This is a genomic window from Pseudomonas citrullilanati (genome assembly GCF_030580855.1).
GTDB lineage: Bacteria > Pseudomonadota > Gammaproteobacteria > Pseudomonadales > Pseudomonadaceae > Aquipseudomonas > Aquipseudomonas citrulli.
Genome location: NZ_JAUQOP010000028.1, coordinates 56,657 through 83,164 on the forward strand (window position 1 = coordinate 56,657; position 26,508 = coordinate 83,164).

Annotated in this window: 13 protein-coding genes and 1 pseudogene; 3 read left to right on the forward strand and 11 right to left on the reverse strand. The window is 66.3% G+C overall.

Features of this window, described 5'->3' with window-relative positions; translation table 11 throughout:
* Positions 1 to 546: 546 nt before the first annotated feature.
* The 9 genes from Q6A48_RS18130 to gspG form a co-directional block, all read right to left on the reverse strand.
* Positions 547 to 13,101 (reverse strand): filamentous hemagglutinin family protein, encoded by a 12,555-nt coding sequence (locus tag Q6A48_RS18130; protein ID WP_304555571.1) that lies wholly within the window; start codon positions 13,099 to 13,101, stop codon positions 547 to 549.
* 214 nt (positions 13,102 to 13,315) lie between these two features.
* The gene (locus Q6A48_RS18135) at positions 13,316 to 14,488 is read right to left on the reverse strand and encodes a substrate-binding domain-containing protein (protein ID WP_304555573.1); all 1,173 of its coding nucleotides are present in this window, start codon (positions 14,486 to 14,488) and stop codon (positions 13,316 to 13,318) included.
* A 506-nt stretch (positions 14,489 to 14,994) separates the two neighbouring features.
* Complete coding sequence (gspF, locus tag Q6A48_RS18140; RefSeq protein WP_304555574.1) at positions 14,995 to 16,206, reverse strand: type II secretion system inner membrane protein GspF; 1,212 nt, start codon at positions 16,204 to 16,206, stop codon at positions 14,995 to 14,997.
* Positions 16,206 to 17,630 carry a type II secretion system ATPase GspE gene (gene gspE / locus Q6A48_RS18145; RefSeq protein ID WP_304555576.1) on the reverse strand — a complete coding sequence of 475 codons (1,425 nt, stop codon included), beginning with the start codon at positions 17,628 to 17,630 and terminating at the stop codon, positions 16,206 to 16,208. The genes gspF and gspE overlap by 1 nt, the downstream gene beginning before the upstream one ends.
* A gap of 184 nt (positions 17,631 to 17,814) precedes the next feature.
* Positions 17,815 to 20,178 carry a type II secretion system secretin GspD gene (gspD, locus tag Q6A48_RS18150; RefSeq protein WP_304555577.1) on the reverse strand — a complete coding sequence of 788 codons (2,364 nt, stop codon included), beginning with the start codon at positions 20,176 to 20,178 and terminating at the stop codon, positions 17,815 to 17,817.
* Positions 20,175 to 20,741, reverse strand: a complete 567-nt coding sequence (locus Q6A48_RS18155) for a type II secretion system protein M (RefSeq protein ID WP_304555578.1) — start codon at positions 20,739 to 20,741, stop codon at positions 20,175 to 20,177. The genes gspD and Q6A48_RS18155 overlap by 4 nt, the downstream gene beginning before the upstream one ends.
* A complete protein-coding gene (gspL, locus tag Q6A48_RS18160; protein ID WP_304555579.1) occupies positions 20,734 to 21,906 on the reverse strand; it encodes a type II secretion system protein GspL in 1,173 nt (390 codons plus the stop codon). Before gspL ends, Q6A48_RS18155 begins: the two co-directional genes overlap by 8 nt.
* Positions 21,903 to 22,889, reverse strand: a complete 987-nt coding sequence (gene gspK, locus Q6A48_RS18165; RefSeq protein WP_304555581.1) for a type II secretion system minor pseudopilin GspK — start codon at positions 22,887 to 22,889, stop codon at positions 21,903 to 21,905. The genes gspL and gspK overlap by 4 nt, the downstream gene beginning before the upstream one ends.
* A gap of 8 nt (positions 22,890 to 22,897) precedes the next feature.
* On the reverse strand, positions 22,898 to 23,347 hold the full coding sequence (gene gspG, locus Q6A48_RS18170) for a type II secretion system major pseudopilin GspG (protein ID WP_304555582.1): 450 nt from the start codon (positions 23,345 to 23,347) through the stop codon (positions 22,898 to 22,900).
* Positions 23,348 to 23,494: 147 nt separating this feature from the next.
* Here gspG and gspI point away from each other — a divergent pair, with 147 nt between their 5' ends.
* Positions 23,495 to 23,869: a type II secretion system minor pseudopilin GspI gene (gspI, locus tag Q6A48_RS18175; RefSeq protein WP_304555583.1), complete on the forward strand. Its 375-nt coding sequence runs from the start codon at positions 23,495 to 23,497 to the stop codon at positions 23,867 to 23,869.
* A gap of 32 nt (positions 23,870 to 23,901) precedes the next feature.
* Here the strand turns inward: gspI and Q6A48_RS18180 are convergent, their stop codons facing one another.
* Positions 23,902 to 24,345 (reverse strand): type II secretion system protein N, encoded by a 444-nt coding sequence (locus tag Q6A48_RS18180; protein ID WP_304555584.1) that lies wholly within the window; start codon positions 24,343 to 24,345, stop codon positions 23,902 to 23,904.
* A gap of 116 nt (positions 24,346 to 24,461) precedes the next feature.
* Here Q6A48_RS18180 and gspH point away from each other — a divergent pair, with 116 nt between their 5' ends.
* Together gspH and Q6A48_RS18190 are read left to right on the forward strand one after the other, a co-directional pair.
* On the forward strand, positions 24,462 to 24,914 hold the full coding sequence (gspH, locus tag Q6A48_RS18185; RefSeq protein WP_304555585.1) for a type II secretion system minor pseudopilin GspH: 453 nt from the start codon (positions 24,462 to 24,464) through the stop codon (positions 24,912 to 24,914).
* On the forward strand, positions 24,911 to 25,522 hold the full coding sequence (locus Q6A48_RS18190) for a type II secretion system protein GspJ (RefSeq protein ID WP_304555586.1): 612 nt from the start codon (positions 24,911 to 24,913) through the stop codon (positions 25,520 to 25,522). The genes gspH and Q6A48_RS18190 overlap by 4 nt, the downstream gene beginning before the upstream one ends.
* Before the next feature lie 877 nt (positions 25,523 to 26,399).
* Here the strand turns inward: Q6A48_RS18190 and Q6A48_RS18195 are convergent.
* Positions 26,400 to 26,508 (reverse strand): annotated as a pseudogene (locus tag Q6A48_RS18195) (IS110 family transposase); the annotation flags it as partial.

The following is a 26,508-nucleotide window of genomic DNA, read 5'->3' on the forward strand; positions in this document are numbered from 1 at the left end:
CTTGCATCGATGCCGCTTGTGCCGACGCCTTCGCGGGCAAGCCCGCTCCCACAGGGGTTTGTGGTGGGCCGCAGGTTTGTAAGCAACCGAGATCCAGTGTGGGAGCGAGCTTGCTCGCGATGGCGGTGGGTCAGCTTGCATCGATGCCGCTTGTGCCGACGCCTTCGCGGGCAAGCCCGCTCCCACAGGGGATTTGTGCCGGGCCGCAGGTTTGTGAGCAACCGAGATCCAGTGTGGGAGCGAGCTTGCTCGCGAAAGCGGTGGGTCAGCTTGCATCGATGTTGCCTGTGCCGACGCCTTCGCGGGCAGGCCCGCTCCCACCGTGGATTTGTGCTGGACCGCAGGTTTGTAAGCAACCGAGATCCAGTGTGGGAGCGAGCTTGCTCGCGATGGCGGTGGGTCAGCTTGCATCAATGTTGCCTGTGCCTAGGCCTTCGCGGGCAAGCCCGCTCCCACCGGGATTCGGGGCGGGCGAACATCATCCGACAGCCTCGATCATTGTGGGAGCGAGCCTGCTCGCGAAGGGCCGGCACGGGCGGGCCCCGGTTACAAACTCAACCGCCCCCGCTCCTCTTCGGTCAAGCGCTGCCGGGTCTGTTCGTCCAGGGGGCCGGCGCCGAGCACTTGCACCGGGCTGGCCGGGTCGTAGGCGCGGGGCGCCTCGCGGCTGGCGCCGTCGCGGGACGGGGCCAGTTGCTCGGAGCCGAAACTCACCACCTGCACGGTGAACACCGAGGCCTGGTTCTGCCGGGCGGCGTTCTGTTGCTGGCGGGTCACATCTTCGGCCGCCTGGGTGGCCGAGGTCGCCGCCGAGCTGGCGGAGGTGATGGCCCCGGTGTTCACCGAGGCCGCCAGCGGTACGCCGTTGGATTTGCCCTGGGTCTGGATGTTGGCGGCGTTCACCACGGTCAATGCCGCGATGTTGACGTTGCCCGACACCCGGATCCCCGCCTCGCCCGCGTCGATGGTGCCCAGCGGCGCGATCAGGTCGATGTCCCCCGGCGCCACTTCGGCGATCGGGTTGAGTGTAGCGATACCCGCGCCGGTGCTTGGCACCGATGGCGACAGGGTCACGTTGCCCCAAGTGTCGTACAGGCGCTTGGGCGGCGTGTACACCACGGTGGTCTTCGAACCGCGACCGGCGTTGATGTCGCCCTGGGCCGACCAGCCGAGGATCGAGCCGCCGAAGGTGGTCATGATCCGGCTCTGCCCCAGCAGGATGCTGTTCTGCGCATACAGCTGGATATCGCCCTCGCCCTGGGTGATGACCCCGGCGGTGGACGGCGGCGCATTGCCCTCGATGCCGAACGTCTGCCCACCCCCCGGGGTGAGCATCTGGATGCTGCCGCCGAAATCGGTGTGCACACCCGCGCCGCCAAACAGCGTGATGTCGCCCTTGTAGCTGATCGGGTTGCCCGCCACATCCTTGCTCGGGAACAACCAGTCGATGGCCTCCCGCCCACGCAGGTAGCTGCCCTGGCGCACGCCGCCGACCTCGTTGTACTCGCGGCCACCGGCCTTGAGCTCGGCAAAGTACACGTCGCGGGCAAACACCCGCTGCTGCTCGGCCGGCAGCGCCGCGAAGTAGGCACGGGCCTGTTCGGTGTCGCCACTGAAGCCGAAGCGTTTCTCCAGCCAGGCCACCAGCTCGGTCTCATAGGTCTTGGCGACCTTGCCCGCCTGGCTCGCCAGCGGTGTACCGGCCAGGGCCTGGTTGGCCGGGTCGAGGTACGCCTTGACGAAGCGCGCATAGTCCGCCCCGTCGAGACCGGCGCCGGCCTGCAGCACCAGGCTCGCACCGGGGCGCGAATCCCCGGGTACCACGGCGCCGAGGCTGGTGATGCCGACCTTGTCGTCCATCTGGATGTTGCGCCCGGCGGTGATTTCCAACAGGCCGGGACCGGCGACATTGAAGTGGCTGAAGAGAATGTCGCGGCCGGCCGAGACGATGGAGATGTCGGTGGGGTTGTCGTGGATGAACAGGTTGCCGGCGACCGTGTAGGCGCCGCCGTTGTTATCGTTCCCGCCTCGGCCGCCGCTCAGTGGGATGCCGCTGCTGACAATGTCCCGCCCCGCCATCATCCGGACCGGGCCGGCGCCTTCGTAGGAGGTTTGGCCGAAGCGGCTGTCGGTAGGGGTGGTATAGGTCATGGCCCGGCCTGTGTTGATGGCCAGCAAATCGCCTCGCAACGCATAGAACCGGGCAGGATCGGTATTGGCGGCCCACTCGCCGGAGGCGCTGCTGCTGTCGAAAGCCAACAGCGGCAGGTGAGTGGAGGTCACGCGGTTGCCGTCGGCCGGGAGGTTGCTGGCCACCACGCTGCCATTGACCAGTCCCATGAAGGCCGGCCGTAAAGGCGTGGCCATGGCCGCTGACGACGCACCGGAGCGGCTGACCGTCAGGTCGCCGCCATAAATGGAATCACCCGCCATGAATTGCAGCTCGCTGTTGACCCCGGGTGCCAGCAGCAAGGCCGAGCGGAAGCTGCCGTCGTAGCCCCCGTTGCCCAAGATCCTGGATTCGCCATAGTAAAGACTGCCACTGGCCGCCACGGCGCGCAGGATCGATGGATAGACCACCGCCAGGTCCGTTTCCAAGCTGGCCGTCAACGGCGTCAGGTGGCCTCCGGATGACCACAGATCGATGGCCGTATTGGCCGTCCACAACGTAAACCAGCTGATCCCCGAGCCATTGCTTGATCCGCTCGTGAAGGGCGAGACGCTCATCATTGGCGCCCGACCCGGGTCGGCGACGTCCTGCACGATGAGATCGCCCAGGGTCGAAAGATTGAAGGTCGCATCCCCCGGCATCAAGGTCAGCCCCCCCGACGCCAAGCCACGGGTGGACCGGACAGGGTCGTAGGCTCGCGTCTCCCCAGGCGATTGGTCGGTGGCCTGGTTGCCATAGCGCAGGTCAATCCGGCCAATGGCACCGCTGTCGATCTGGGCGTGCCCACGCAGGTTGGTCACCACGCCGTTGAGGTGTCCGGTCATGATCGGGCTGGCGGGATTCAAGGCTCCCCCCACACGCAGATTCAGGTCACCGCCACCGGTCAATTGCAGGCTGCCATCGGCCCCCACGCGTCCGGTGCTGCCTACTGCCAACACCAATCCATGGCTGCGACCGTTGATACCCGGTCCGAAACCACTGCCGGCCATGGCGTCGAGCACCCCGGCGTCACCCGCTACCTGGACATTCAGGTCACCGCCACCCAAGGTGGCGAACCCCGTGAAGCCGACCATCAGGTCGGCCTTGCCATCCTGTGCGGCGGTATAACTGCCGAAGTTGATCCACCAGGCAGTGGGCTGGGCCTGGGCGCCGGCGACGATGGAACCGTTACCCTGACGCCATAACCAGTTGCCGACATTCGCGGTGTCATAACCCATGTCGCTGCCATTGGGTCGCCCGGTACCTGAAGTCGTGGCATCCAGGCTATTGCCCGTCAGGCTGTCACCGACCCTGAGTGTCAGGTTGCCACCGAAATCCGGATACCACGCCCGGTAGAGGCTGTTGGCACCGCCATTCACGAATTGCTCGTTTTCACCCAGGGCATCGTTGAGCACCTTGCCCGCCCCACCCAGTGCCTTGGGCTGGTTATACGGGTCGCCTGCCGACGTCGAGCTCGCCGAGCTACCGGCGGTGTAGACGCCGTACAGCGAGTCCATCCTGAGATCACCTGCCGACAGCAGCTCCAGGTCTGCCGCGCCGGTGCGAATGACGCTCCAGCGCTGGCTGCCGGGTTTGTACTGCGCTTGACCGACCGCTTTGCAAAACTCGGGGGTGTCGTCACACATCCCCGGATAAGCGACGTTCTCGAAGTCGATCGGCTGGCCCGCGAAGCTCGGGTCACCCAGGAAATTCTCAGCCCCTTCCTCGGTCCAGACAAAACCGCTGCTGGGCTTACAGAAGGTTGGGAAGTCTTCACACATGCCTGGATAGGCGACGTTCTCGAAATCGATCAGTTGCCCCGCGAAGCTCGGGTCACCCAGGAAATTCTCAGCCCCTTCCTCGGTCCATACCATCCCCCCCGCCCCGGCTTTGCCAAACATGCCGTAATGGCTGTCCGCCAGTTGCAGATCACCCACTGTCTTCACGGGCTGGACGATCCGGCTGTCCGCCGCCTGCGTATCGGCCCCCGCTACCAGGCGCAGCGACCAGGATTGCGAGCCCTCGGCGAGCATCGGCGCAATCGCCCACAGCCGCCCCTGGCTGCCGGCCACTTCCGGACGCAATTGGATCGACTCGACGCCAGTGGGCAACTTCACATCGGTCCCGGACGGAATCAACGAACCACGGTTCAGCGCGAGGCTGCCGTCCAGCTTGAGGATATTGCTCTGCACGTTGCCCGCATTCGCCACATTGGGCAGTGCAACGCCTTTCGGCCAGGTGAAACCGAGCAGTGCGGCGGCGCCGCTCAACACCGTGCCGGCCCCCAACTGCGAGCCGGCTTCCAGGGTCTGGGCCTGGCTCAACAAAGTGCCGGCGGCAAACAGCAAATTGCCGGACGCATCGTGTACCGCAGCCGCCAATACCGTGCCGGCCGGCAGCTCCAACGGTTGCTCGAGGACAGCGGCCACCGGCAGTCGAGTGCCCGCCGCCAGGGTCACGCCTTTGATCGGCAAATCGTAGTTGAGGGTGGTTCCCGCCGGGAACGCCGTGCCGTCGGCCAGGGTCACCCCGGCACCGGGTACGACGATGTCGCCACCGGTGAAATCGATCCCGGGCAGCAGCACCCAACCCTTGTCATCCTGGGTAGCCGGCGGCGGTGCGAAACCATCGTTGATGCTGCCGTAGATGCTCAGGTCGCCCCCCGCACGCAGGGTCAACGCACCGGCTTCACCGGAACCGTATACGGCGGTTTGCCGGGTGTGGGGATTCACACTGGCGTAGCGATAACCGGACAGGTCCAGGTCGCCCTGCACCACCAGGTCACCGTCGGCCGTCGCGCTGACGATCTCGACGCCAGGGCGCAGGTGGAAAACATCGGCATAACGTGCGTTGTCAAGGCCCGCGAGCTTGCGTTGCAGCAGGTCGCTGTTGTTCAACGCCGCGTTGATGAACGCGAGGCTGTCCTGGTGCTTGCCATCCAGGTAGGCCTGGTCGATCACCTGATAAGGCCGGCCGCTGGCCGCCGGATCGCTGCCATAGACGGCGTCGTTGTATTGCCACATACCATTGACGGCGATAGAGCGTGCCCCCTGGATATCCAACTGGCCGCTGGCGTCGATGGCGATATCGCCGACAGTGGCATCCGGTCCGGCACGGTGGGCATTGAGTTCCAGCGTGCCCCGGGCACGACCGTCGTGCTGCGCGGCAGGGGTTGCGGTGCCATGGCGCAGGTCGATGCGCGCGCCCTCGGCCAGGGTCAGTACGCCGGTCCGGGAAGTCAGGTCGACGATCGCCCGGTTCGGCGAGTCGATGATCTTGCCGTAGCTGTCCACCCGCAGACGGTTGCCGTGGGCATCGAGCACCGCGTTGCTGCCCAGGGTCAGGGAACCCCCGGCCGCGAGCCGGATGCTGCCGACCCGCTCGCCGCTGGCGTCCACCTTGCCGTTGACCAGCAGGCTGCCGTTGTCCAAGGACACGCTGATGGACGACGCCTTGAGTTCGTTGCCGATGACCAGGTCGCCCTGTTTGAGCTGGAAGCCACGGGAACCGAACACCTGCCCGTCGTTCAGTCGTTGGTTCAATGCGGCGAACTGCTCGCTGAGGCTGCCGTTGCCGCCCAGGCGCCGGGCCTGGATTTCCACGTCGCCGGCCAGGTACGGCATCGCGGTGCCCCCGGCGTCATATTCGCCGGTGCTGCTGCCGAGCATCCGCCCCTGCAAATCAACGATCCCGGCGGCCTCGCCCAGGGCCACGGCACTGAGCCGGCCAGCCTGGTTGTTACGGGCCGAAAGGTCGATGCTTGAACCATCGGCCTGGCGGATGTTGCCGTTCTGGCTTCGCAGGATCACCTCGCCACCGGCGCTGTAGCGTGTCACATCGTTGAAGGTGACGGAGCGGCCCGCCACGTCGATCAACGCCTCATCGGCCAGGGTCAGGTCGTCCGTCGCGCTGAGCGTGAGTTTGCCGCTGGGCAACACCACGGCACTGGCCAGGTTGAGGCTCGCCCCCTTGATGGACAACTCGCCCCCGAGCCCGGAGACGCTGCCCGGCTTGGCGCTCGTGCCCGCCACGTTGACCGCCCCACCCGCCGTGATGCGGTTGACCGAACCGGCTTCACCGGTCAGCAGCGGGGTCAGGATATTCAGGTTGCCGCCGCTGTAGGCGTAGCCCGTTTTCGCTTCATAGGCCCCCTGGCTCTGATACACCGCCAGGCTGCCTTTGTGATTGGCCGTCAGGCGTTCGCTGGCGCTGAGGTTGACGGTGGCAAATCCCAGTGCGAGACGGTCCAGGGTGGTGACCGAGCTCGGCTGGGCAAAGTCACCGTAGCCGAATTCGATGCGCTGGGCCTGGATGTCCAGGCGACCGGCCCCGGTGCCGGCCCCGCCGGCGATCACCGAGCCCGGCGCATCGATGGCCCCGTTCCAGATCAGGTTGGCGGTGCGAATGGTCGCCACGTCGCTGGCACTGCCGGCGCCATGAATGGCCGGCGTGCTGAGCATCAGGTTGGCCAACCGCGACTTGCCCGTCGTCGAGTCATAGGTGTCGAGGCTGATGGTGCCGTAGAAATTCAGCGCCTCGCGGGCCGACAGTTCCAGGGTTTCCAGGGCCGGGGCGCCGTATTCGGTGTCTCCACGCAGCAGGCGATCGAGTACCGCCTGGCTCAGGGTCAGGCCGGCTGGCAACACGTTACGCGCCGCGGCATCGGCCAGGGCGGGAGCGGTGCCGACGTTGATATTGCTCAGGGCCAGGGTCAGGTGACGGGTGCCGTAGCGCACCTGATCGTCCAGTTCCAGGCGGCCCCCGGTAGCGGCGACGAGGCTGCCCTCGGAATGAATCCGGGTGACGCCGCTGCAGGGCGTCAGGCTGCAACCACCGATGTCGATGCTGCCGCTGCTGCCCGATGAGGGTGCCAGCACGTTGAGCAAACCGTTAGAGACGGCCAACAGGTTAGAGTCTTTGGTGAGGCTGTAGGTAAAACCATCGCGGGCGTCATAGGCCGCCGCGCCACGACCCACGGTGTTGATGGCCGCGCCCTGCTCCATCGACAACTGGTCCTTGGCCAGCAGGAAAACTTCCGGCGCCGCCAATGTCGCGCCTTCACGCAGGATCACTCTGGACGAAGCTTCCGACTTCGGCGTGATGTAATTGCCGCTCTGGCCATACAGCGTGTAGAACTGGCCGCCAATCACCTGACGCGAGGCATTCAACGCGTTGAGGCTTCCGGCATCGACGGTCACGCCGGCGAAGCCGGCCGTGGCCCCGCGCCCATTGGCAACCACCTCCAGCGCGCCATTGCCGCCCACCACAGTGACGGTACCGCCATAGCCACCTTTCTGAGGCGCGAACTTGCCGATGCCGTTGAAGGAGAACGCCTGGCCTTGCGCTCCAGGGGACAGATCCAACTTCAAGGTCTTGGCGTCCACCGGCAACAGGGCCCGAGGTACGCCCAGGCGTGCGGCGTCGGCGACCGCGAACTGGGCGTAGCTGGTTTCGTTGTACTGCGAATAGCGACGCAGCACATCGCCTGAAGTCAGGATGATTTGACTGGCCAGACTGTCGCGCTGCCCGGTATTGGCCACCGACAGCACGCCGGCGGTGGTCCACGAACCGTTGCGCATCTGCAGCGCGCCCGTCGTGAAATTCTGGCCCGCCAAACCGTTGACCTCGACCCGGAACGCCCCCGGCAGCAAGGCATAAGTGGACGGCATCAAGGTGTAGGTACCGGCGGCCAGCCCCGGCACACCGGCGCCGATGGTGATTTGCTGGCCGACCCGCGGGTCTACTGCGCCGCCCTCGGGCGCCACTGGCGCGTAGGCACTCTGGTTGCCCGGCACAATCGCATAGACCGGGTTGCTGGACAGGCCCGGCAAGGTAAAGCCGCCGTTGGCACCGATTTGCACCAGCGGGTTGAAGCGTGCATCGGTGGAGCCGCCACGGCCGGAGATGAAACCGGCGCCGAGCAGATCACCGCCGCCGGAAAGATCGAGTACCGAGCCTTCCTGGGCCGCGACAGACTTTCCGCCCAGGATCACACCGATATTCAGGTCATCGTTTGCAAAGGCCATGGCTCCTTGCCCCAGAAACACCACCTTCTTGCCCGCATATTCATACTTCTGTCCATCGACGGTACCGCCATAAGGCAACACCAGGCCCTGGCCGCTGACCGAGGTGAGGCTGTTCGGTAACAGAACGACACGGGCACTGGTCGCTTCCCCCGGGCCGCCGTTGGTTCCGATTTCAATCAACCCGAGCGGGGCCCGAACCACACCGCCTTGCTCGATCTTCGCGCTGCCCAGTTGCAAGCGACCGAATGCCGAGTAAGGCACCTGCGGTGTGACCTGGGAGGTGCGCCCGATGACCAGGCTGCGTGCCGGGTCGTAGACCGGGTTGCCGCCACTCAAGCCGTATCCTGCCAACACCCGGGCTCCCACCCCGGTCGCCGGGTACAATTGCGCCGCTTGCAGGATCATGTCCGAAGGGGTCATCAATTGGGTGGTAAAGCCCGTGGGCAACTCGTCGCTGGAGAACCCCGCCAGGAATCGCAAATCACCGCGGCTGCTTAGCTGGACCCGGTCGAACCCGGCACGCTCCCACTCGACGCTACTGCCATCGGCTTGCCTCAGTGAGCCTTTACTGCTGAACATCACGTTGCCCTGCACATCCAGCAGATCGGCGTTCACGGAAAACACCGCCGTGTTGGCCGACGACGATACGCCACCGCCGGTAACCACTGGCCGGGTATATCCCTCGGAGTTGGGTCGAGCGGCTGCCGGTCCCGCCAGCAGCACGTGAGCGGCTTCGAGTTGGACTCGGGTAGTGCCTGGAGCGTTTACACCGGGTCCGAAGCTGCGGGCATACAGGCTCAGGTTCTGGTCCAGAGACAACGACACGTCGCCGTCGACGCTCAACAGGCCATTGCTCAACAAGGCAAGGCTATCGAAGCCGCCCGCCTGGACCTGGTCAACCGCCACCCGACCGTGGCCGTACACCAGCGCATCCGCCGACGTCTCGGCCGTATCGCCCAGTGGGGTCGCCTGGGCGTTTTGCCCCAGGGTCAGCTCCCGGACCTGCAAGACCCGCTCACTGAGCGCATCGTTACGGTAGTACGGCGTTTCCAGGGCCACCGACAAACTGCCTCCTGCCGCCCCCGTGCCCCCCGAACGAGCACTGAAACGGCCATCCAGGTACAAGCCGTTGGCCGACGCCAGGGCAATACTGCCGCCATCGCTCGCCACTGACGTGCGGCCCTGGCCGGGGATATCCAACACCGCCTGGCTGCCATCGGCGTGCAAGCGTGCGCCCTCACGCATGACCACGAACAACTCGGACGCTGAAGCCGAGCCTTTCGCCGCGTCGATCTGGCCACCGATGACAATCTGGCCGCCATCGCGCACCAGGCCATAGGTCTGGCCGCGCATGTCACGGGCGGTCACCGCCCGACTGGAGACGTCGATCAACGCCTGCTCGCCCAGCCAGATGGAGCGGCCATGGCCCTGGGCATTGACTGGCTCGCTGATCGGAGCATTGACATTCAACCCGGTCAGGCTGACCCGCCCGCCCCAGGCGTTGAGAGTGCCGTTGGCGGTCAGTTGGCCGATGCTGCGCACATCGATGCCCTGCCCCGGGTCGACGCTGATCACACTGCCCTTGCCCAGGTTCAATACCGTACTGGCCATGTCGGCGGCACTGGAATTGGAGGTGCCCGCGCTGAGCATCAGGCTCGCACCGCGACGCTGGGTCAGGACACCTTTGATCGCATCTTCCTGGTACAGCTCCGGCGTCCAGCGCTGCAAGGCGTCAGCCGGTTCGGCATGGCTGCCGGTAGCCAGAGCCTGTTCACCGAAACGGTACACCGGCATCGTTACATCGACCCGGGTCCCTTCTGCCACCGTCAGGCCTTGATTGCCGGTGATGTCATAGGCCGAGAAGCCCTTGTCGAAGAAGTCGCCACCCAGTTGCAGGGTGCCCGGTTCAACTGGCGAGCCACTGCCGCCGACCCGCACTTTATTGGCCGCGAGTTTCAACGTTCCGCCACCGCTCACCCCGGTGCCGCGCAGTTCACCACCCAGGCGCAAATCGCCGCTGTCGGACGACGTACCGGTAGCCGCCGTCAGGGTCAAGTCACCGCCCTTGCCGCCGCGGGTCTTTCCATCGGCCATGACGGCGGCACCGGAACTGACGTCGACCAGGCTGCCCCGGCCCACGGCGATATCGTCGCTGCTGCGCACGGACACCGCTCCGCCGTTGATGAACGGCAGGCCCTGGCGGTCGGCGCCGTCGAGCAGCAGGTTGCTCCAGCGGCCAGCGGCGTTCAACGTCACGCCCTCGCCCAATGTGACCACGGCACGTTGGCCGGTGGCGGGCGACAGCACGACGTCGCCCATCTGGAAATTATCCGTTCGAACCTGTCTGAGCACGTTGCCCAAGGCCATGCGTCCACCGCGAGCCGTCAGGTCGGCGTTCACTTCGACCTGCGGTGCGTAAAGCGTGATATCGCCGCCATCGGCCACCTTGAGCGTGCCATCGACGTCGATGCCTTGCGCCGCCGCCACCTTGACCGCGCCGAGCTGGAAGCCATTGAGCAGCGCATTATCCAGCACCAGCTTGCCTTGCCGGTCGCTGCCGACCGCCGACGCCAGGTCCAGGCCTGCGGCAATCTTGTCCGTCACTGGGCCGATCGTCACCTGCTCGAAGGTCGGGTTCAGGCCGCTGTTGATCACGCCGCTGGCCTTGTCGTAGATCGGCGTGTAGCTGCCCACCCACAATTGCGCCCGCCGGGCCACGGCGTTTTGCGATTGCTGGTAGCCGTCGAGGTTGAGATTCGGCGCCTGGGTCTGGCGTTCGCCCTGGTACACCTCGCCGACGACCTGGCCTTCCAGCACCGCGTTGCGGGTCGACACCACCAGCTTGCCGGCGTCACGGCCAACGGTGTAGCCGGCCTCGAAGCGCTCGCGCGGGGCGATCAGCGGGTTGTAGTAGTAATCGGTCTGGCCCCAGCGTTGGCTGTGGTCTTCGTAGCCCTTGTAGAGGCCGGTGTAGAGGATGTCGCCCGGAGCCCTGGACACTTCATACAGGCGGCCATCGGCGCCCTTGAGCCAGGACTGGCGCAAGGTGCCGCCCTGTACATCCAGGGTGCCGCCGGACAGGTTCAACTGGGCCGCCTGCTGGGTCACCACGTCGTTGCCGGTGAACGTCAGCGTACCGCCCTGGGCCGCCCATTCACCGACGCCGTGCCCCTGGGTGCCCAGGTAGCCGCCGACCTCCAGCAACCCACCCGCGGTGTACCAGCGGTCGGTGGCATAGCCATTGGTGCCCGCCGGGACAAGGACCAAATCGCGCACGTCCACCCAGACGTCGTTGCTGGTCAGCTTGCCGCCCTCGCGGTTGACCGGTGCGTCGCGTTGCTCGTTGCCCTGCACGTTGACCTTGATGGTGTTGGACTCCATCGCCACCTTCACGCCGATGGCACCGGACACATCGATCACCGCACCATCGCGCACCAGGCTGCGACCGGCGGCGCTGACGGCAACCTGGCCACCGGTGGCCAGGGTGATGGAGCCGTTCTGGAAGTCGACGCTGCCGCCGCTGACAATCTCGACCCGGGATTGGTCCGTGCGATCCACCACGCTGCTGAGGTTGTTGAACCGGCCGGTGATCAGGTTGTTCGGCGTGCCATCCAGGCCGGCGGGCCCGGCATTGCGCTGGCTGTCCAGGGCGCTGCCGCCGGCGGCATCGAGCAGCACCGCCGTGGCGCTGCCCTGCCCCAGGGCCACACTGCCGGTACTGTCGCTGACGGAGTTGAGCAAATGCACGGTGCCGCGGGTGTCCACCGAACTGCTCGCCACCGCCACGCCGTTCTGCTGCACAGTGTGCCCGGTCAGGGTGATGTCGCCGGTACTGGCCTGGATCAGGCCGCTGTTGATCACCGTGCCGGCGTTGCTGTCGGGCTTGAGGGCTGTCGCGACCTCGTTGCCACGGGTAGTGGACCGCAGGTTGCCGCTGGTGCCCTGGCCCCGGCGAATGTAGAAACTGTCGCCGGCTGCCAGGGTGGCCTGGCCCTTGGCGGTGATGATGGAGCCGGCGTTCTCCACTTCGCTACCCAGCAGCAAGGCATACCCGCCACCGGCCGTGGAGGTGGCGGCGCGGTGGGTTTCGATCAACGCGCCCTGCTGCACCTCGACCTTGCCCGCCGCATCGGTGAAGGTCGGCTGGGTGCCAGTGGCATCCACGTACAGCCCGCGCTTGCTGAATTGCTCGTCGGAGATATTGGCCGCCACCGCCGCCAGGTTGCGCACGTTGACCTGGCTGCTGCCGCTGAAAACAATGCCGTTGCGGTTGACCAGCATCACCGTGCCGTTGCCCTTGATCTGGCCCTGGATCTGGCTGGGGCGGGCCTGGGGGTCATTGACCCGGTTGAGCACGGCCCAGTCCGCTTGCTGCTGGAAATCCACGGTGGTGTTGCGCCCGACGTTGAAGGTCTCCCAGTTGAGAATCGCCTTGTCGGCGGTCTGCTCGATCTTCACCGTGGTCTTGCCGCCGGCCTGGGTCTGTTGCGGTCCCTTGGCGTTGAGCCAGCCCTGGGTCAGGCTGTTGTCGACCTGGAGGCCGCCCTCGCCCAAGCCGTCGGGCACGACCTGCACCTGCCCGAACGCCGCTTGCCGTCCTGCGGCCTGGGCCGCTTGCTGGGCCGCGATGGCGGCCACGGTGTTGTTCAGGTTGGTCAGGGAACGCTGCAACTGGGCATTGGCCCGTTGCTGTTGCGCCAAGGGTGGCGGCATGCCTGGCTGCGCTGTGGTCGGCCGTGCCGCGCCCCCCGTCTGGGCCGCGCCCTTCGCCGCGAACCAGGCCGAACTGAATGCCGTCGCCGCGTGCGCGTTGCCCGCCACCATCAGCAAGGCAATGGCCTGGGCCAGCGGTTTGAGCCGCCACATCGACCATTCGCTGCCGCAATGGGGGGCGTTCAGATTCGTCTGGGGTTTGCAGCGCAGCATCCTACTCATCCTTTCGGGTTCGCTCTAAAGGGTCGCAACGCAGGTGCCATCAAGCTGCCAGCGTTGGTTATAGGGGATAGGCGGTTACAGCCGCTCGGGACCGAACGGATGTCATGAAAATTTCATGTGGTTGTGTGGGTCCGGGCTTCACGCAAAAAATCAGCAACGGCTCGCACCGTTGCTGATCGGGTGTTGCGTGTGCTCAGGCGACTGGTTACAGCGGACGACCAATGCCGTTGCAGACGTTGGCATTACCGATGCTTTGAGCGCTGGTGGCGGTCAGGAAACTGCCGCGAACGGCCGATTTCCAAGCGCCTGGCAGCGGTACGAAGCGGTTGGCGGTGATGGCAGCATCGTTGCTGCTAGCGGCAGTGGCGTTGTAATGGCGAGTGAAGAAATCACGCACCTGGGTGGTCTGGGCAGCATCGGCGTAGCACTGGCTGAAGATCAGGTTGGTGAAACCCAGGATCGGATAGCCGGTGGTTGGGTAAGCCACGACGCTTGGGTCGTTCGGGTTGGTGGCGGCAGCGAACACCGGTACCCAGGCATTAGGGTTGGCGCGATTCGCGGCTGCTGGGACAGGCACGGCAGCGATGGCGGCCGATACGTTGGCTGGAGCTGGGGAAACACCGGCCACGCGGGCGACCTTGGTGGCATCGTCCAGGCCGGCCAGGGTGGTGGCGGCGTAGTCAGGGCTCATGTAGGTGATGCGGCCCTGGGCGGCGTTCACAGCGGTCATCACAGCCTGGCTACCCGTGGCCGAGACAGCACCGGCTGGCAGGCCACCGCTGTAGCTGGAAGCGAAGTTGGTGGTGATGGCGAAGGTGCCGGTTTCAGCGCACTTGGCGTTCAGGAAGCGGGTGAACAGCTCGGTGGTGCCGCTGCTTTCAGCGCGATAGACCACGGTGATCGCGCCGGTACGGCCCGAACCGGTGATCTGGCTCCAGTCGGTCAGGCGACCGGAGAACACGCCGCACAGTTGGTTGACGCTCAGGTCGACGTTGGCGGTGCCGGTCTTGTTGAACGGAATGGCGACCGAAGTGGCCACCGAAGGCACCTGGATCAATGGGCCCCAGGCAGCACCATGGGCGCTGACGTAGCCGCTCAGTTCAGTGGCCGAAAGCTTGGAGTCGCTGCCAGCCCAGTGCACGTTCTTGCTGGTGTTGCCAGCCACGAACTTGGTGTAGTCGTTGTTCAGGAACGCCAGTTTGCCGTTGCCGCTGCCGACGCCGATGTAGGGGGCGAAACCGGCGGTCAGTACACCGGAAGTCTGGTACAGCGGCTGAGGCAAGGTCGCGCCACCACCGTTGACATCTGCCATGGCGGCCTGAGCGGCGCAGAGGCCGGCGAGGGTCAGGGATACCGCGAGAACGTTGCGCTTAAACATGAAGAATCTCCTTTCATCGTGTTCGTACGTAGGTTGGGTGACGCATGCTTGCCGTCATGGCGCTCGGTCCGGTGCCGCAGGCGTTGGGGTGAGGCCATGGCGTAGAAATTCGCAGGTTCCGGTGACAGATAAAGGAAAAAACCTCGGGAGCTGAAGGCGCTTTCCAAGGTATTTTCCTCGGGTGTTCGAGGGCTCTGGATCGGGGTTTCGAGCAGGTTCTACCGCCCGCTTGCGGGAGGCGGCGATGGAGGTCGCGGCGGGTGGTCGCCTGGCGGGCGAACATGACAGAACGAGGAACCCGAGTTTGGTCCGGACGGGGCTCGGGAGGTGGCTGCGGCGCCGAAAATAATTCGATCGGTCGCCGCTTTTGTGGCGAGGGGATTTATCCCCGCTGGGCTGCGCAGCGGCCCCCAACTGTCGCCTCGGTGCGTCAGATAAATTGAGTCGGTTGTCTTGGGGCTGCTGCGCAGCCCGGCGGGGATAGATCCCCTCGCCACAGCGTGTGGTTACTGGACCAACTGGTTGATCTCGATGATCGGCAGCAACACTGCCATGACGATCACCAGCACCACGCCGCCCATGACCACGATCATCAGCGGCTCCAGCAACGCGGTCATGCCCATGGCCCGGCGCTCGATGTCCCGGGACAGGGTTTGCGCGGCGCGTTCGAGCATCGGTGGCAGGCAGCCGGTTTTCTCGCCGCTGGCGATGAGGTGGATCAGTATCGGCGGGAAGACTTTTTCCACCCGCAGGGCCGCCGCCAGGTTGACGCCCTCGCGGACCTTGGCGGTGGCGTCGCTGACACTGAGGCTCAGGCGGTCGTTGGACAGGGTCTGGCGCGCCGCCTCCAGGGCTCGCAGCAACGGCACCCCCGCCCCGCCGAGGATCGCCAGGGTGGAGGCGAATCGAGCGGTGTTGAGGCCGAGCACGAAACGTCCGACCAGGGGCAACCGCAGTACCCGCGAATGCCAGCCGAGCCGCGCCGCCGGGTTGCGCAAGTACAGTCGCCAACTCCAGAAACCACCGGCCAGCAGGCAGAAGCATAGCCAGCCCCAGGCGCGGATGAAGTCGCTGGCGGTGAGCATCGCCAGGGTCAACCCCGGCAGGTCCTGGCGGGCCTGGGAGAAGGCGCTGACCACCTGGGGCACCACGTAGCTGAGCAGGAAAATCACGATGGCGATCGACACCAGCCCCACCACCCCCGGATAGATGAAGGCCGTGAGGATCTTGCCCCGCAGGTTGTTGCGTTCCTCGATGTAGTCCGCCAGGCGCTCCATGACCTGGGCCAGGTCGCCCGACTCTTCGCCAGCGGCGATCAAGGCCCGGTAGATCTCCGGAAAATCCCGGGGCCGTGCCGCCAGGGCTTCGGCCAGGCGCATGCCGCTGCGCACATCGGCGCGCACCGCGCTCAAGGTCTGGGCGATGTGCTTCTTCTCGGCCTGCTCCACGGTGGCGCTCAACGCCGCCTCCAACGGCAGGCTGGCCCCCAGCAGGCTCGCCAGTTGCCGGGTGGCCCAGGCCAGGTCGTTGTCCGACAGCTTGGCGCTGAACAGGCCGCCGCCGGTGGCCTGGGTCGCACTGCGTTCGGCCTCGACCTGCAACGCCGTCAACCCGCGGCTGCGCAACAGGCTGAACGCGGCGCTCTGGCTGTCGGCTTCCAGGTGCCCGGATTCGATCTTGCCCTGGGCGTCGGCCGCCTCGAAACGGTAGCGATTCATCAGGCGTCCCGTGTCACGCGCAGGATTTCTTCAGGCGCCGTGGCGCCGCTGCGGACCCACCGCTCACCGTCCTCGCGCATGCTGAACATACCGGCCTTGCGGGCGGCGGCGCGCAGGGCCTGTTCGCCCGCGCCCTGGTGGATGAGCGTGCGGATGTCGTCGTCGATGCAGAACAACTCGTGGATGCCGGTACGGCCGCTGTAGCCGGTCTGGTTGCAGACCGGGCAGCCCACCGGGCGCCAGGTGCCCGGCGTGGCCGGATCCGGTTGCTTGCAGTGCGGGCAGAGCCGGCGCACCAGGCGCTGGGCCAGCACGCCGAGCATCGACGAGGCCAGCAGGAACGGCTCGACGCCCATGTCGATCAGGCGGTTGATGGCCGATACCGCGTCGTTGGTGTGCAGGGTCGCCAGCACCAGGTGCCCGGTGAGGGACGCCTGCACGGCGATTTGCGCGGTTTCCAGGTCGCGGATTTCGCCGATCATGATGATGTCCGGGTCCTGGCGCAGGATCGCCCGCAGCGCCAGTGCAAAGGTCATGTCGATCTTGGCGTTGACCTGGATCTGGCTGATGCCCGGCAGGTCGTATTCCACCGGGTCCTCGACGGTGAGGATGTTGTGGACGCTGGCGTCGAGCCGCGCCAGGGCCGCGTAGAGGCTGGTGGTCTTGCCGCTGCCGGTAGGACCGGTGACCAGCACGATGCCGTGGGGCTGGCGGATCAAGTGATCGAGCTTGCCCAGCACGCCCGGGTCCATGCCCAGGGTTTCCAGTTGCAGGCGCCCGGCCTGTTTGTCCAGGAGCCGCATCACCACCCGTTCGCCATGGCCAGTGGGCACCGTGGAAACCCGGATGTCGATGGGGCGTCCCGCCACGCGCAAGGCGATGCGCCCGTCCTGGGGCAAGCGTTTTTCGGCAATGTCCAACTGGGCCATGATCTTGATCCGCGACACCAGCGCGCCATGCAGCGCCTTGCGCGGCGAGACCACGTCGCGCAGGGTGCCGTCGACCCGATAGCGCACCACCGAATGACTCTCGAAGGGCTCGATGTGGATGTCGCTGGCCTCGTCCCGCGCCGCCTGGGTCAGCAAGGCGTTGATCATGCGGATCACCGGCGCGCCGTCCTGGGTGTCCAGCAGGTCGGTGATCTCCGGGATGTCCTGCATCAGCCGGTCGAGGTCCACCTCGTTCTCGGCCGCGCCCACCACGGCGGCGGCACTGCCGGTGTCGGCGTAGGCGGTGTTGAGCAGGCCGTCGAGTTCCTCATCGCGCACCCGCTCCAGGCGAACGTCGCCGAACTGCCGGCGCACTTCACTGATGGACCAGCCCGGCGTGGACGGGCAGACCATCAGCACCGGCCCTTCGTCGTCCTGGCGCAACACCAGGCGCTGGGCCTTGGCCCAGGCGTATGGAAGAGTAATGACAGTCATACACAGCACCTGTGGCGAGGGGATTCATCCCCGCTTGGCCGTGTAGCGGCCCCTCCACAATCACACGTAGATCCCAGGTAGATCGTGTTGGGCTTTTTGGGGCCGCTACACGGCCCAGCGGGGCGGTGCGACGATTCGCTGAATCCCCTCGCCACAAATGCAGTGTTTCCAGGGTTGGTGTTCATCAGCGAGTGCCTCCTTCGACCGGCACCGCCTTGATCACCGCCCTGGGTGTCTGCGACGCAGCGGGCGGGCTGCCCGGGATCGCCCGGGCCGTCGCCGGCAGTTGCGGGGCCTGGACGTCGGGCATGGCCCAGCTGCGCTCCGGTTGCAACAGGCCCTGGGCGCGGCGCATGAAATCGTAGCGGTTGAGGGTGATGCCGCGCCCCGCCGCCGTGTCGCGGATGATATAGGGCCGCAGGAACACCATCAGGTTGGTCTTGGTGGTCTGCCGGCTTTCGTTGCGAAACAGCGCGCCGATACCCGGCAGGGTCGACAGCCAAGGCACGGCGTCGTTGCTCTGGCTGTAGCCGTCCTGCAGCAACCCGCCCAAAACCATGATCTGGCCGTCGTCCAGCAGGATGCTGGTGTCGATGGCACGCTTGTTGGTAACAATCCCGGTGGTGCTCGAAGCACGGTTGTCGACGCTGCTGACCTCCTGGTAGATATCCAGCTTCACCGTACCGCCCTCGGAGATCTGCGGCCGGACGTTGAGCTTCAGGCCCACTTCTTCACGGGTCACGGTCTGGAACGGGTTGTTGCTGGTGCCGCCACCGCCGGTGACGTAGCTGCCGCTGACGAAAGGAATGGTCTGGCCGACGAAGATGCTCGCGGCTTCGTTGTCCAGGGTCAGCAGGTTCGGCGTCGACAACACGTTGGTGCCGCCCTTGCTCTTCAGGGCCCGGGCCAGGACCTTGAGGTCGAGGATCTTGCCGATGCCGGGAATGTCCACGGTGCCGTTGACCAACCCGAGGTTCAGGCCCCGGGGCAGCACATCGATGCTGGTCTTGCCGTTCAGGTTGAGCCCGGTGCCGCCGAGGTTGACACCGCCGATCACGCCGCTGCCGCCGAGGTTGCCGGTCTGCCATTGCACACCGAACTCACTGGCGTCATCTTCGCTGACTTCGACGATCAGGCTTTCGATCACCACCTGGGCGCGTCGCTGGTCGAGCAGGTCGATGACTTCCCGCAGGTTGCGGTACAGCGGGTCGGGCGCGGAGATCAGCAAGGTATTGGTGGTGGCATCCGCCTGGATGGTCACGCCGCCCGCGCTGAAGGCGGTGTTCTGCTCGTTTTTCGTCGAGGTCGTGGCTTGTCCGCCACTGCCCTGGCCATAGCCATTGCCGCTGCCATTGCTGGAAACACTGCCACCGGTGGTAGCGCTGCTGCCGTCGGTGCTGCCCTGCCCGCCCTGGCCGTTGGTGCTGGCCCCCATGCCGCTGAGCACCGAACGGGCATTGTCGTTGCCCTCGCCTTCGCTTTCACCGGTGAGCAAGCCGCGCAAGGCCTGGGCGAGTTTGCCGGCCTGGGCGTTGCGCAGGTACACCACGTGCAGGTTGCTCGGGTTGTTCTGGGCGTTGTCGAGTTTGTAGATCAGGTTGCGCGCCAGCTCGGTGCGCTCGGGGCTGCCAGCCCGGATGATGATGGAGTTGGAGCGCGGGTCGCCGATCACGTTGATTTTCTGGGTCTGGTCGCCCCCCTGGGTTTCCAGCAGGTCGGAGACCATTTGCGCGATGTCCACGGCGATGCCGTTCTGGACCGGGACCACGTCGGTGTCGATGGCGCTGGGGGTGTCGATGCCTTCGATGAGTTGCGCCACCCGCGACAGGTTCTCGGCGTAATCGGTGACGACGATGGTGTTGTTACCGGGGTAGGCATTGATGGGGTTGTTCGGGGAAACGATCGGGCGCAGCACGGGGATCAGGTTGACCGCGTTTTCGTATTGCAGGCGAAAGGTACGGGTCAACATGCCGTTGCCGGCCGGTTTGTCGGCGCTGTAGATCGGCCCGCCCAGCAGCTTGGCGTCGGCTTCGGGCACCACCTGGGCCACGCCGCCGACATCCACCACGCTGAAGCCTTGCATGCGCAGCGCCGCCAACAGCATGGCGTAGGCCTGGCTCGCCGGCACCTGGCCCTCGGAGACCAGCGTCAGGTTGCCCTTGACCCGGGGGTCCACCAGGAACTGCTGGCCGGTGGAACGGGATAGCGCGCGCACCACCGCCTGGATGTCCGCCTCGACGAAATTCAACGTCACCGGTTGATCCCCCAGCGGGTTGCGCGCCGGTGGCGGGTTGCGGGGCTCGCGGGCGCGGGAGGTCAGGTCGACCTGGTGGCGCACCGGCGGCTTCTGCTCACGCGCCGCCTGGGCGCGCTGGCGGTCGAGCAAGGCGTCGCCGCTGCGCTGCGTGCTGCCCAACGGAACGCCCAGCTCACTGTCCACCAGCAACGGTGGCTGCGACGCGGGCGGCGTGCTGTTGCACGCGCTCAATGCCAGCAACAACAGCGGCGCGGCCTTGCGCCAATGACGTGGGTAACGGGCCCCCTTCATGAAGCTTCCTTAGCGCCTTGCGCCTGATGCATGCGAACGGTTCCGGACAACGTGCCGGCGGTATTTTCAAGGTGGGCGGGATCGACCGTGGCCGTGCGCTGCAAGCGAGCCTCGGACACCTCCAGGGACAACGCCCCGGGATTGCTCAACAGCCAGCCGATCACGCCGTCGGCCGGCGCGTCGGTGAAGGTGAGTTGCCAGGCGTTGGCCGTCTCGGCCCCGGGCGCCTGCAACTGGTAGTGCTCGCCCAGCCCGCTGGCGTCCAGGGTCTGGCGCAGCAGCGCTTCCAGCGACTGGCCGGGCGTCGGCCCGGCGACATCGCGCAGCAGCACTTCGAGGGCTTCGGTCTGCGAGCGCAGCTTCGGCGTTTCGGCCTGCCAGTAGGCGATGGTCTTCAGCGGCGGCTCGATCAACCCCAGCCAGACCAGGCAACCGCCCAGCACCAGCGCGCTAAGGCCCACGGCACGTCGCTCGCGCACCGCCAGGCCCTGCCAGAAGGTTCGGCAGCGGCCACGAACGATTTGCCAACGGGTACCCAGTACGGCCAGGGACGGTTTATTCATCATCGTCTTCCGGCGCTTGATCGGGGCTGGCCTGGTCGGCCGGCGCCATGCGCAGCGTCCAGCCTTGATCGGCGGCGACCACCTCGATACCGGCCTGGACCAAGGGCGCTTTCCAATCGTCTTCAGCGGCGGCCTTGGGCGCCTCGGCCACGACGTCCAGGCGCAACTCGCCGTTCTCGAACACCAACGCCTGGGCGTTACCGCCCATGAACGGCATGGCATTGCCTGCCTGTTGCATCAGGCTGGCAAAGCGTTGGCCCGGGTCCGTCGCCGTCCCGCCCTGGCGTGCGGCGATCTGTTGCCGGGCCTGTTGCAGCGGGTTGAGCACCACCGGCACTTCAGGAAACGCCTGTTTCACCCGTTGGCTCATTTGTGCTTTGAGCCGCTGGCCCTGGGCCGCCTCCCGTGCCGCATACAGGTTCAGGCCGAGTACCCAGACCGCCAACGCCAGCGCACACATCGCCGCCGCCCGACCCCAGCCACCACGCCCGGCCACGCTGCGAGAAACACCGGCGTGCAAGCCCCAGCCCGGCGCGCTGCCAGTCCAGCGCTGGGTATCGGCCAGGGTCGTGAACGACGCCTGGGGTGGCGATGCGCCGACCCAGTGCAAGCCTGGCCCGACGGCCAGCAGCCACTGCGCCAACGCCTCCGGCTGCAACGGCTGCACCTCGGCCTGCTGCAGGCCCTGGCGCAGCAGCAGGTGGCCGTCCTCGATGCACGCCACCGGCCCTGCCAGCGCGGGCAAGGCATAGGCGGCCGGATAAAGGCCGCGCAACTTCAGGCCAGCCTGGTGCAGCAACTGCTCCAGCCTGGCGAGCGACTGGCGGTCCAGCCAGGCGATCTGGACCTGGCCGTCGGCTCCGCGCGGGCTGTGGGCCACCTGCATCTGTTCGCTGGCCCCAAGCATCAAGGCCTGGGCCGCGCAGGTCACCGCCGCGGTGATCTTCGCCGCCGGCAACGCGGGCAGTTCGAGGCGGGTCAGCAGGCTGTCGCGGGGGTGGAGAAAGCATTCCACCGAGCGCTGTTTGCCGCCCTGCCCCAACGCCCTGAGGCTGCTGCGCCCGTGATCACGCACCTGGCCCTGGCGATCCAGCGAAGCGAACGCCAGTGGGCTGTCGAGATCCAGTTCGGCCAGCGGCGCCAGCGCCACGCGCAAAGAGGTCATACCCCGACCCTCGACCAGATCACCCGGGGCAACCGGTCCTGGCTGCGCTGCAACAACGCGTCCAGTTCGACCCGCCGTTGACCGCTGCGGGCCTGACCGCGCAGGCGGAACCAGTCGCTGGTGATGCCGACCTTGACCGTGGTCGTCTCCAGTTCCGGCATCCGCAGGCGGTTGACGAAATCCCCGCGATTGATGAACCAGTGGCCGCCGTCCCGCTCCCGGACCAGCGCCTCGGCCCGTTGCAGCGACAACCCCGGCACGGCGGCGGCGAGCACCGGCGCGCTGGCGGTGTTGCCGTTGAGCCAGGTATTGGCCGGCAGGATCGTCACGTAGGGCGCCAGCGTGTCGAGCACGGCCGGCGTGACGCCCTTGACGCTGCCCAGGTCCCGTACGGTGCGCAGCATCGGCCGGGTTGGCTTCAGCGTCTCGGCGTCGGTGTCCGGCGAGGTGTCGCGACCACTGTCGAAGGCACGGCTTACGGGGGCCGTGTCCGCTCGCTGCGGATTCAACGTGCGCGGGTAGGCCTCGATCACCCGCTCGACAATCCGGGCGCGCACGCTGGCGGCGATTCCCAGTTGCGCGCAAAGCCGTTCGAAGGCCGCCAGTTGTTCCTCGTCGACCCGATCATCGGCGACCAAGTTGCGCAGGTTGAACTTGCCTTGTTCATCGTCCAATTGCCCTTCGAACGGCGTGTCGATCTGGCTCAAACCGGGCAGGACAATGGGTTTCGCCCAGGGCTGGCCGAAGCGCGTCAACGGGTCACGCTGGCGGGCGTCCCACAGCAACTGGCGACTCAACGCCAGGCCGCCTTGCATCCGCGCGCTGCCCTGGATGCGCAACTGCTCGGCCTCCAGGCTGCGGGTGAACAGGGCTTGGCGTGTGAGCATGCCACCGGCGATCACCGCGACCACGGCGGCGATCAGCAAGGCGCTGATGACCGCCATGCCGCGCTGCTTCGCCGCGCGGGGCGAATGGTTTCGCATCACGGTCCCTAGAGCTGCCAGGAGCCAATGTCGGCATTCACGCCGTCGCCGTCAGGCTGGCCGTCGGCGCCCAGGGAAAAGACATCGACTTCGCCATTGGCACCGGGGTTGAGGTAGTTGTAGGGACGGCCCCAGGGGTCGTTGGGCAGGCGCTCCAGGTACGAACGCCAGGTGCCGTTCTTGGCGTCGGCGGGCTTCTCCACCAGCACCTTGAGGCCCTGGTTCATGCTCGGGTAGCTGCCGTGGTCCAGGCGATACAACTTCAGGGCCTGCATCAGCCCGCCGATGTCCTGCTTCGCCGCCGTCGCCCGGGCCTGGTCCGGGCGGTCGAGCACCTTGGGCACCACCATGGCAGCCAGGATGCCAAGGATGACCACCACGACCATGATCTCGATCAGGGTGAAGCCCCGTTGCCCGCGTGGGCCTAGGGGACGGGCGTTGTAACGGGCGATCTGCATCTCGACGGTCCTTCGCTGGATTCGATACGAGGCGCAGTGTTGCAAGAAAATATGTCAGTGATATTGAAATTGCTCAGGAGCTTGCGTCGTCAATCGGTCACGAACCCGGGTTAACCTCAAGGGCTGCTTTCGCCCTTGAGCCCGCCCATGTCACGCCCCGCTCCGCAAGCCGGCTTCACCCTGATCGAGGTGCTGGTGGCCCTGGCGATCATCGCCGTGGCCATGTCGGCGGCGGTCCGCGTGGCGGCGGTGATGACCCAGGGCAACGGCCTGCTGCGCGACAAATCCATCGCCCTGCTGGCCGCCCGCAGCCAACTGGCGCAGTTGCAACTGGACGGACGACTGGCACCGGGCACGAAGGTCTTCGAGTGCGACCAGGGGCGCTTGCTGCTGCGCTGCGAACAGACCTTGCGCCCGGCGGAAAACGGGCGGCTGTTGCGGGTGGAATTGAGCGTGTCGGATCGCAGCCGCGAGGCACCGCCGCTGGCTCGGTTGGAGACGTGGGTCAGCCGGGAAAAGTAAAAAGGTGAACACATCTCCCTCGCCACAGGGTTTCAGCGTTGATGTTCGGGGCGGGTCAGCAAAGGCAAAACCAACGCATCCGGCAACCGGGAAAGGGCCAGGCGGGTCTGCTCATTGCCGCGCTCGATGACCACCGCCTGCGCCTCGATCGCCACCAACCGCACCCCTTGGGCCACCCGCTCACCCACCAGGAAACTGCGCGGCGGGCCGTCGTTGAGGCTCAGGATCGCCACGGCGCCGCGGGCGCCGGCCATCACCCCGCTGACCTTGATCTCCACCGGTGCCGGCTGGTTGGAGAACCATTGCAACGCCGGGTTATCCGAGCGCTCCGCCAGCCGCTGCGGGGCAACATCCGGGGTGCGCGATTCGGCGGGGGTCAGCAACAGCGAAGACCAGGTCGCCACCCCCGCCAGCGTCGCCAGCAATCCCAACGCCTGTACCAGCTGTGCCGGGGATACCCGTTCGATGAACGCCATGGCCTGAATCTCCTTGTTGATTCCGGCCTCCAGCGTACCCGGCAAATCTCTCCGTTTTATTTCACACCCTTATCATCTTGCCCGTGCAGGATGGTCTCCACGCAAAGGAGCGCGCGATGGCCCGGGACACGCAACGTGGTTTTACCCTGATCGAATTGATGGTGGTACTGGTGATCATCGGCATCGCCAGCGCCGCCGTGAGCCTGAGCATCAAGCCGGATCCATCGAAGGTGTTGCGCCAGGACGCCGAGCGGCTGGTGCAATTGCTGCAACTGGCCCAGACCGAAGCGCGCACGGACGGGCGACCGATCACCTGGCGCTGGGACGCCAAGGGCTTCAGCTTCAGTCGCCGCAGCGACCAGGGAACGGCGTTGGATCGCTTCAAGGACGATCCGCAGTTGCATCCACGCCGCTGGCGGAGCGCGTCGATGGACGTTCGCGTGGAGCCTCGGCAACGGGTCGTGTTGAATGCCGAGTGGCTCGGCGAGCCGTTGCAGATCCGCCTGTCGGATGGCCAGAACAGCCTCAGCGTGCAACGCAATGCCGCCGGGCGGGTGCAGATCCAATGAAGCGCCGGCAGACAGGGTTCACCCTGCTTGAAGTCATGGTGGCGATCCTGCTCATGGCCGTGGTCAGCCTGATCGCCTGGCGCGGGCTGGACAGCGTCACCCGGGCCGACAGTCATTTGCAGGCCAGTACCGAGCAGACCGAGGCCTTGTTGCGGGTGTTCAATCAACTGGAGCGCGACGTTGCCTTGCGCGCCAGCACCGAGCTGAGCGAACCCCTCAAGCCTGGCATCGACGACGCCCCTGCCACTGCGCCACCGGCCCTCACCGTACGCAGCACCGACGGCCAGGGCTTTCGCCTGGATGTGATCCGCGTGGCCGCCACCGGGGACGGCGCGCTGCAACGGGTACGCTGGTGGCTCAAGGGCAACACGCTCTACCGCGCCCAAGGTCCGGCACGCGACCGCTATCCATTGTCTGCACCGGGTAACGGAGTGGCCGTGCTCGATGACGTCAGTGCGGCCGGACTGCGCTATTGGGACACGGAAAAAGGCTGGCGCAAGCTCAGCGGCAATCGCCAGGAGAATCCGGCGGGCATCGAAATCAGCCTGAGCCGCGAGACGCCCCAGGGGCTTGAGCGTTATCGGCAGGTGTTGGGGCCTTTGGAATGAGGCGAAGGGGTGGAGTGTTCGGGCGCTATATCCGCCCAGAGGACGCCTTCGCGGGCAAGCCCGCTCCCACAGGGGATTTGTGCTGGGCCGCAGGTTTGTGAGCAACCGAGATCCAGTGTGGGAGCGAGCCTGCTCGCGATGGCGGTGGGTCAGCTTGCCTCGATGTCGCCTGGGCCGCCGCCTTCGCGGGCAAGCCCGCTCCCACAGGGGACTTGTGCTGGACCGCAGGTTTGTGAGCAACCGAGATCCCATGTGGGAGTGAGCCTGCTCGCGAAAGCGGTGGGTTAGCTTGCCTCGATGTCGCTTGTGCCGACGCCTTCGCGGGCAGGCCCGCTCCCACCGGGGATTTGCGATGGGCCGCAGGTTTGTGAGCAACCGAGATCCAGTGTGGGAGCGGGCTTGCTCGCGATGGCGGTGGGTCAGCTTGCCTCGATGTCGCCTGGGCCGACGCCTTCGCGGGCAAGCCCGCTCCCACAGGGGATTTGTGCTGGACCGCAGGGTTGTAAGCAACCGAGATCCCATGTGGGAGCGAGCCTGCTCGCGAAAGCGGTGGGTCAGCTGCCTCGATGTCGCCTGGGCCGACGCCTTCGCGGGCAGGCCCGCTCCCACAAGGGATTTGTGGTGGGCAGCAGGGTTGTGAGCAACCGAGATCCAGTGTGGGAGCGGGCTTGCTCGCGATGGCGGTGGGTCAGCTTACCTCGACGTCGCTTGTGCCGCCGCCTTCGCGGGCAGGCCCGCTCCCACAGGGGATTTGTGGTGGGCCGTAGGTTTGTGAGCCACCGGGATCCAGTGTGGGAGCCAACTGTCTTTCACCCCCACCCGACCCGCGGTCGTCTTTTGGGTGCTATCGCGGCCTCAGATGGCCCCCTCCGGGGCCTCAAGCGGTTTGATCCCGCCACGGCGTGCCGTCGCGCACCATCGCGTTGAGCCGGACCAGCAATACCCGCATACACGCCACCAAGGCCACTTTTGCGCACTTGCCCTTG

Coding starts and splice junctions, on each gene's coding strand:
- Q6A48_RS18190 (WP_304555586.1), top strand. CDS start 24,911: ATGAAGCGCCGGCAGACAGGGTTCACCCTGCTTGAAGTCATGGTGGCG.
- Q6A48_RS18135 (WP_304555573.1), bottom strand. CDS start 14,488: ATGTTTAAGCGCAACGTTCTCGCGGTATCCCTGACCCTCGCCGGCCTC.
- gspH (WP_304555585.1), top strand. CDS start 24,462: ATGGCCCGGGACACGCAACGTGGTTTTACCCTGATCGAATTGATGGTG.
- Q6A48_RS18155 (WP_304555578.1), bottom strand. CDS start 20,741: ATGAATAAACCGTCCCTGGCCGTACTGGGTACCCGTTGGCAAATCGTT.
- gspD (WP_304555577.1), bottom strand. CDS start 20,178: ATGAAGGGGGCCCGTTACCCACGTCATTGGCGCAAGGCCGCGCCGCTG.
- gspF (WP_304555574.1), bottom strand. CDS start 16,206: ATGAATCGCTACCGTTTCGAGGCGGCCGACGCCCAGGGCAAGATCGAA.
- gspG (WP_304555582.1), bottom strand. CDS start 23,347: ATGCAGATCGCCCGTTACAACGCCCGTCCCCTAGGCCCACGCGGGCAA.
- Q6A48_RS18180 (WP_304555584.1), bottom strand. CDS start 24,345: ATGGCGTTCATCGAACGGGTATCCCCGGCACAGCTGGTACAGGCGTTG.
- gspL (WP_304555579.1), bottom strand. CDS start 21,906: ATGACCTCTTTGCGCGTGGCGCTGGCGCCGCTGGCCGAACTGGATCTC.
- gspI (WP_304555583.1), top strand. CDS start 23,495: ATGTCACGCCCCGCTCCGCAAGCCGGCTTCACCCTGATCGAGGTGCTG.
- gspK (WP_304555581.1), bottom strand. CDS start 22,889: ATGCGAAACCATTCGCCCCGCGCGGCGAAGCAGCGCGGCATGGCGGTC.
- gspE (WP_304555576.1), bottom strand. CDS start 17,630: ATGACTGTCATTACTCTTCCATACGCCTGGGCCAAGGCCCAGCGCCTG.
- Q6A48_RS18130 (WP_304555571.1), bottom strand. CDS start 13,101: ATGCTGCGCTGCAAACCCCAGACGAATCTGAACGCCCCCCATTGCGGC.